The organism is Nocardia cerradoensis NBRC 101014 (genome assembly GCF_000308535.1).
In the GTDB taxonomy this organism is placed as follows: domain Bacteria; phylum Actinomycetota; class Actinomycetes; order Mycobacteriales; family Mycobacteriaceae; genus Nocardia; species Nocardia cerradoensis.
Map to the genome: position 1 here is coordinate 1 of NZ_BAFW01000306.1, position 2,771 is coordinate 2,771.

5 protein-coding genes are annotated in these 2,771 nt (G+C 69.7%); all 5 read right to left on the reverse strand.

The window, feature by feature from the left end; translation table 11 throughout:
- Positions 1–657 (reverse strand): glycosyltransferase family 39 protein (locus ON23_RS28170; RefSeq protein WP_245556161.1); only part of this gene is annotated, 657 nt, incomplete at its 3' end.
- A gap of 96 nt (positions 658–753) precedes the next feature.
- Entirely contained in the window at positions 754–1,236 is a 483-nt protein-coding gene (locus ON23_RS28175) for a hypothetical protein (RefSeq protein ID WP_039781955.1), read from the reverse strand.
- A gap of 82 nt (positions 1,237–1,318) precedes the next feature.
- On the reverse strand, positions 1,319–1,768 hold the full coding sequence (locus ON23_RS28180; protein ID WP_039781957.1) for a membrane protein: 450 nt from the start codon (positions 1,766–1,768) through the stop codon (positions 1,319–1,321).
- The gene (locus tag ON23_RS28185) at positions 1,765–2,082 is read right to left on the reverse strand and encodes a hypothetical protein (RefSeq protein ID WP_039781958.1); all 318 of its coding nucleotides are present in this window, start codon (positions 2,080–2,082) and stop codon (positions 1,765–1,767) included. The genes ON23_RS28180 and ON23_RS28185 overlap by 4 nt, the downstream gene beginning before the upstream one ends.
- A gap of 43 nt (positions 2,083–2,125) precedes the next feature.
- Entirely contained in the window at positions 2,126–2,770 is a 645-nt protein-coding gene (locus ON23_RS28190) for a DJ-1/PfpI family protein (protein ID WP_051043483.1), read from the reverse strand.
- Position 2,771 lies beyond the last annotated feature (1 nt).

Below are 2,771 nucleotides of genomic sequence, written 5' to 3' on the forward strand. Positions count from 1 at the left end.
GCGTTTGCGCAGCGATGCCGGAGCGGCCAGCAGGTAGGCCACCCCCAGCGCGGGCAACACCATCAGCCCCTCGAGCATCTTCGCCAGGAATGCGAAGCCCAGCGCCGCCCCGGCCAGCATCAGCCAGGTCGTGGACGCGCGGTCCAGTGCCCGCACGGTGGCGTAGGCGGCGGCCGTCATGAGCAGCACCATGACCGCGTCGGGATTGTTGAACCGGAACATCAGCGCCGCCACCGGCGTCAATGCCAGCGCGGCGCCCGCCAGCAGCGCCATCCAGTGATTCGCCGTGATCCGGCGGATCGCCCCGTAGAGCAGCGCGACCGCGGCCACGGCCATCACTGCCTGCGGAACGAGCATGCTCGCGCTGGAGAAGCCGAAGATGCGGCCGGACAGCCCCATCACCCACTGGGATACGGGTGGCTTGTCGACGGTGATGAAGTTGGCTGGATCCAGGGAGCCGAACAGCAGCGCCTCCCAGTTCTTCGATCCGGCCCAGGCGGCGCCGGCGTAGAACTGGTTGCCCATCCCGTTGACGGTGATGTTCCACAGGTACATCACCGCCGTCGCGATCAGGAGCACCGCCAGACCGGCCCGCTCGACGGCGCTGCCGCCGAATCTGCGGGCGGCGCCGGACTTGGCGGGCTCGGGCGGTACCACCGGCGAATTCTCGAGGAGTGATGTTGTCACGGTGCCTATTCAGCCCGTGCAGCTCCACAGCTACCTGTGAGCGAGCCGTGAGGTTGCGATGAACGTCTAGCGGGCCTGCTTCTCCCCCGCACCCACGGCCGCCCGGCGCCGGGGCCGCTCACCCGGCACGAGCAGCGCGAGGATGGCGACCACCACCGCGCCGCCGAACAGATACAGCCCCCAGGTGCCGGTGAGCAGATGCTGATAGTCGTCGCGCAGTTGGCTGTCGAACCGCTGATTCAATCGCCAGGCCGGCACCACGAGCGCCGCGATGCCGGCCAGCACCGCGAGCCATCCCAGCATCCGCGAGCCGAACAGCCCGGCCAGCAGCATCACCAGGGCGACGAGCAGCAGCACCACCGTGTAGGACGCGCGCAGCTGCGGCGACTGGGCCTGCACCCCGTCCAGCGGAATTCCGGTCACGAAGCCGTCGCGGATGTCGACGAGCCGGATGTGGCGGGCCTGCACGACCCCGACGAACGGCCCGAACGCTCCGACCGCCATCACGACCCCACAGGCGAACAGCACCAGATGGACGACAGCGCGCATACGTCCACGGTATTCCGGCCGGCGCCGCAATGCACCGACCCGGCGCAATCCTCGTCGTGTCGTGACCGGACACGCCGCGGGTTCAGGCGCCGGTGGTCGATCCGGGGCGCACCACCATCAGCACCGCGACGGTCGCCCACAGCAGGTTGAAGATGCCGGTCGACATGGCCAGGCGTGCGGCCGTGGCATCGACGCGGCCGGCTGCGAGAGAGCTGAGGGCGGCGCGCTGGTCGGGCAGGATCATCGTGGCCAGGATCGCCGCGGCCGCGGCGGTGAGGGCGATCGACGTGATCAACCATCCGGTCCCGAGTACGCCCAGGGCGGCGCCGGTGGCCAGCCCGAAGATCGGGACCGCTAGGCCGACTGCGGCATACACTCGGCAAATACGATGCAGGACATACAGGTTCGCGGTCGATTCGGTCGAATCCGCGGCCCGGCGCAGGGCCGGGGGAAACATGCCGGCGGCGACGGCAACCGGTCCGATCGCGATCACCGCGGCCAGAACATGCAGCGACAGCAGAACTTTCGTCACCGGACGCGCTCCGCTCCGCCGCGGCGCACACCGGTGACCTTCGACGCGGGCAGGCGTCCCGCCTTCGCGGTTCCGGTGAGCGCGTCGCCCTCGACGGTGACCGCGAAGGCGAGATTCAAGCGCATCGGTTTCCTGACGGCCTGATTCCAGGTGAGCCGATCACCGTCGAGCACGATGTCGTGCAGCGAAACCCGTTCGCCCGCACCACTTGCCGTGCCGACGAGGCGGCCGTCCTCGCGATGGATATCGAGTTCGACGGCAATCCTGCCGATCGGGGTGGAGATGGACAGATCCCAAATATCTTCGGCGGACATGACGCAGTTGTTCCTCGGATGGGTCGTGGGTGAGCACATCGGATCAGACGGTGGCGGGAACGGGGCCCTGGCGACGCCAGACAATGCCGCGACGTTCATGGGCGAACAGCCGCTCGACCGCGTGGGCGACGCGCGGCCCGATCTCGCGTTCGAGCAGATGGAGCCCGAGGTCGAGCCCGGACGTCACGCCGGCGCCGGTGACGAGATCGCCGTCGTCGACCACGCGCGCGTCCACGGCCTGCACACCCGTGGCCTCGAGCAGATCCAGTCCCAGATGATGGGTGGTCGCCGGACGCCCCTCCACCAGCCCGGCCATGGCGAGAATCAGCGACCCCCCGCATACGGCGGCAACCGTGATCCGCGGATTCGCCATCGCCGTGCGGAGCAACTCGGGTAGTCCGGTGGTCAGCGTGCGGCCGAGTAGAACCGGGATCGATTCGTCGCGACGCCACTCGCCGGCGGCCCCGGCCTCCTGATCCGGCATCTCCCCCGGCTCGCCGATGCGGCCCGAAGCGCCGGGAACCAGCACCACACCGGGTCGCGCCGGATCGAGCGCCGCGGTGGCGCACAAGGTCAGCCCGCCGGTGCCGCTGACCACCTCCCGCGGCCCTTCCGCCGAGACCAGTTCGACGCTGACGGCACCGCCGGATGCGGCCCCGCCGGCATAGAGCACCTCGTACGGGGCGATG